At 70.2% G+C, this 3345-nt stretch carries 5 protein-coding genes; 1 reads left to right on the top strand and 4 read right to left on the bottom strand.

The window, feature by feature from the left end:
• The 3 genes from KUTG_RS01080 to KUTG_RS01090 all read right to left on the bottom strand — a co-directional run.
• A partial coding sequence (locus KUTG_RS01080) for a helix-turn-helix domain-containing protein (protein ID WP_043714271.1) occupies window positions 1-268 on the bottom strand: 268 nt, incomplete at its 3' end.
• 266 nt (window positions 269-534) lie between these two features.
• A complete protein-coding gene (locus tag KUTG_RS52685; protein WP_052393660.1) occupies window positions 535-1440 on the bottom strand; it encodes a GNAT family N-acetyltransferase in 906 nt (301 codons plus the stop codon).
• Between the two features lie 36 nt (window positions 1441-1476).
• The gene (locus KUTG_RS01090) at window positions 1477-1914 is read right to left on the bottom strand and encodes a nitroreductase family deazaflavin-dependent oxidoreductase (protein ID WP_043714273.1); all 438 of its coding nucleotides are present in this window, start codon (window positions 1912-1914) and stop codon (window positions 1477-1479) included.
• Window positions 1915-2040: 126 nt separating this feature from the next.
• Between KUTG_RS01090 and KUTG_RS52690 the strand changes: the two genes are divergently transcribed.
• On the top strand, window positions 2041-2598 hold the full coding sequence (locus KUTG_RS52690; protein WP_052393661.1) for a TetR/AcrR family transcriptional regulator: 558 nt from the start codon (window positions 2041-2043) through the stop codon (window positions 2596-2598).
• A gap of 87 nt (window positions 2599-2685) precedes the next feature.
• Here the strand turns inward: KUTG_RS52690 and KUTG_RS01100 are convergent.
• The coding region (locus KUTG_RS01100; RefSeq protein ID WP_043714275.1) for a pentapeptide repeat-containing protein at window positions 2686-3345 on the bottom strand (660 nt) is incomplete at its 5' end.

Genomic DNA, 3345 nt, shown 5'->3' on the forward strand with positions numbered 1-3345 from the left:
TCCACAGCGGCTCGTCGTCGCGGTGGTCGCGCAGCAGCGCCCGCCACACCGACGGCGCCTCCGGGTCGGGGTCGAGCACGATCGCTTCCTTGCTGGGGAAGTAGTTGAACATCGTGCTGCGGGACACCTCGGCCGCGGCCGCGATGTCCTCCACGCTCACCGCGTCGTAGCCGCGCTCCTCGATCAGCCGGAACGCGGCCGCGCGAATGTTCCTCCAGGTCTGCAGCTTCTTGCGTTCCCGCAGCCCCTGGTGCTCGGTGTCGGCCACGTCCCCAACCTACGAGCATTTTGGACTCAGTGCAAGTTTGGCCGGCGTGTAAGTTTGGCGGGCGGCGCTGGAGCGGCAGGATGTGGTCCGCCAGCACGGCATCCGCCCTGGAGGCCGCTGAGTTCACCGTCGACGCCGTGCGCCGCTGGTACGAGGCGCGGGATCTGCTCGGGAATCCGGTGGAGAGGTCACTGGTGGTGCGAAAGCGCCCTTCCTACACCCCGAGTAGAGGAAAGCCCCGTTCCAAACGTCAGATGGGGCGGGCGTCAGGGGCGGGGGAGGTAGGGGGTGAGGTCGTCGGGGGCGGTGGCGGCGTCGAAGTCGGCCGGGGTGGCGGCGGTGTTGTCGTAGTCGACGGCGATGCGCCAGTGGCCGTAGATCTTGCGGGCGAAGGTGTGGAAGTGGCCGTGGAGGATCTTCCGGTCGCCGTCGGCGCGGGTGGTGGTGAGGCGGTAGACGCCGCGCTCGCTGGCCAGCTCGCCGTCGGTGATGCGCTCGGTGAAGCGGAACTCGATGGCCACGGTGCTGCCGCGGGCGTCCATGTCGGCCCGCCAGGAGCGGCTGGCGGCGGCGTACTCGTCGAAGCCCTGCACGGTTTTCGCGGGGCCGCCGGCGCGGATGAGCTCCGGGTGGTGCAGGGCGAGGAACGCCTCGGTGTCGCCGGCGGCGTAGGAGTCGCGGTAGGGCTGCCAGATGTCGGCGTTGAGTTCGGCCAGGAACCGGGCGGTGGGACCGACATGAACCATGGTCAGCCGGTCACCCGCCTGGTGGTCGTCGACGAAACCGTTGCGGCGGTACAGGTCCCGGGCGCGGGTGTTGGTCGTGACGACCTCCAGCCGCACGGTCCGCTCCCCCGCCCAGTCGACCAGGGCGTCGATGAGGGACTCGCCGACGTTCTGGCCGCGGGCGAACGGCGCGACCCACATCGACACCAGCTGCGCGGCGCCGTCGGGCTCGTCGAGGGCGGCGACGATGCCGGCGGGCTTGTCGTCGAGCTCGGCGACCAGGTGCAGTGCTCCGCCGGCGAGCCGCTCGCGCCAGTGCGCCTCGTCGACTTTCCGCACCTGCTCCAGCCTCGCCCCGAACGCGTCCGGGGCGTCGGCGAGCGCGGCCAGCCGCAGCTCACGCCAGGTGGCCCAGTCGTCGGCGCCCACGGCGCGCACGGAGATCATGCCGGCAACCCTAGCCGGATCGGCCAGCGGTTTTCCTCAGTTCACGGGCTCGAGGACGAACACCGGAATGAGGCGATCCGTCTTCTTGGTGTACTCGGCGTAGTCCGGCCAGACCTGGACGGCGCGGTCCCACCACAGCTCGCGCTCGGCGCCTTCGAGCTCACGGGCGCGGTAGTCCTTCTTGACGGTCTTGTCCTGCACCTCGACCAGCGGGTTGGCCTTGAAGTTGTGGTACCAGACCGGGTGCTTGGGCGCGCCGCCGTAGGAGGCGACCGCGGCGTACACGCCGTCGTGCTCGACGCGCATGACCGGGCTCTTGCGCAGCTTGCCCGACTTGGCGCCGACCGAGGTGACCACGATGATCGGCACGCCGCGCAGCTCGGTGCCCTCGGCGCCGCCGGTCTGCTCGACCTTCTCGACCTGCTCGCGCACCCAGTCCTGGGCGCTGGCCTCGTACTCGCCCTGCAAAGGCATGGCTTCTGCTCCATCGTGTGAGGGGGTGACCCGAAAGGAATCGGCACTGCAACCTTGCTCCGTTCACCTGCCGGGCGTCAAGTGACTCACTTGTCGCCTGGCAGGTGAAAGTGGGATGCTGGCCGGGTGAGTCCAGGAGTCAGGGCCGAGCAGGCCCGCCGCACGCGGGCCGGCATCCAGCACGTCGCGCTGACGCTGTTCGCCGCGCGGGGTTACGACGCCACCTCGTTGCAGGACATCGCCGACGAGCTCGGGCTGACCAAAGCCGCCGTGTACTACCATTTTCCCTCGAAGTTGGAGCTGTTGCAGTCCATCTGCGAGCCCGTGTACGAGGGCGTGACGGCGATCATCGAGCGGGCCGCCGCCCAGACCACCCGGTCGGGTCGCATCGACGCCGTGGCCGAGGGGTTCGCCGATCTGACCGTCTCCCGGCGCGCCACCATCAGCGTGCTGGCGGCGGATCCGGTGATGCACGGGCGGATGAAGGCCGCGAGCCAGATGTCTGACCTGCTCGACCGGCTCGCGCGCGTGGTCTACGGCGACTGCCCCTCGCCCGATCAGCTGTTCGCGGTGCGGGCCGTCGCCGTGCTCAGCGACACCATCTCCACCCTGCCGGCCCTGGACGACGTCGAGGCCCGGGAAGTGTTGTCCCGCGCCGTGAAAAGGCTACTGCCCCGCCGCTGACCCACCCGGCTTTTTGTCACATGCGCTTCCTGTGTGGCACCTGGGCGCAAATGGGAAGCGCATGTGGCAAAAAGCTGGGGTGGCCGGTCAGTGGGTGGGTAGGGTCCAGTGGGGCGGGCGGGTGAGGGTGGCGGGGATGCGGGTGGCCTGGTCGCCGCGGGCGGCGTTGACCTGGGACTGGGTGAGGAACAGGGCGTCGGTGAGGTCCGCGCCGCGCAGGTCGGTGTCGCGGAAGTCGGCGCCGATGACGTCGGCCAGTCGCAGGTCGGCCTGGCGGAGGTCGGCGGCGATCAGGTAGGCGCCGCGCAGGTTGGCGCCGGCGAGCACCGCGCCCTTGAGCTTGGCGCCCATGAGGTCGGCCCCGCGCCGGTCGGCCTTGCGGCCCTTGACGGTGGCGCGGGTGAGTTCGCTGGCCCGCACCAGAAGTTCGTTGACCTTCTCGCGATGGGCGGGGACGTCGACGGCGAGCAGGGTGTCCGGTTCGGACAGTGTGACCTTCTCGACCTCGGTGTAGGCGGCGGAGATGCGGTCGTGCAGGGGGCGGGCGGCCGGCAGCGCACGGGCCTCGGCGAGATACCAGAGCAGCTCCTGCAGCTGGAGCATGATCATGAAGCCGCTGAACATGCGCTGCCGGCCGTCCTCGCCGGCGTCACGCCACCCCTGGCCGCCGAAGGTGACCTGCGAGACCTTCTGGCCGGCGCAGAAGCAGTCGAACACGGTGCAGCCGGGGAATCCCTTGGCGCGCAG

The sequence above is a fragment of the Kutzneria sp. 744 genome (assembly GCF_000568255.1).
In the GTDB taxonomy this organism is placed as follows: domain Bacteria; phylum Actinomycetota; class Actinomycetes; order Mycobacteriales; family Pseudonocardiaceae; genus Kutzneria.

Bases quoted from the DNA above. Each gene is read 5' to 3' on its own strand.
- KUTG_RS52685 (WP_052393660.1), bottom strand. From the start codon at position 1,440: ATGATCTCCGTGCGCGCCGTGGGCGCCGACGACTGGGCCACCTGGCGT.
- KUTG_RS01090 (WP_043714273.1), bottom strand. From the start codon at position 1,914: ATGCCTTTGCAGGGCGAGTACGAGGCCAGCGCCCAGGACTGGGTGCGC.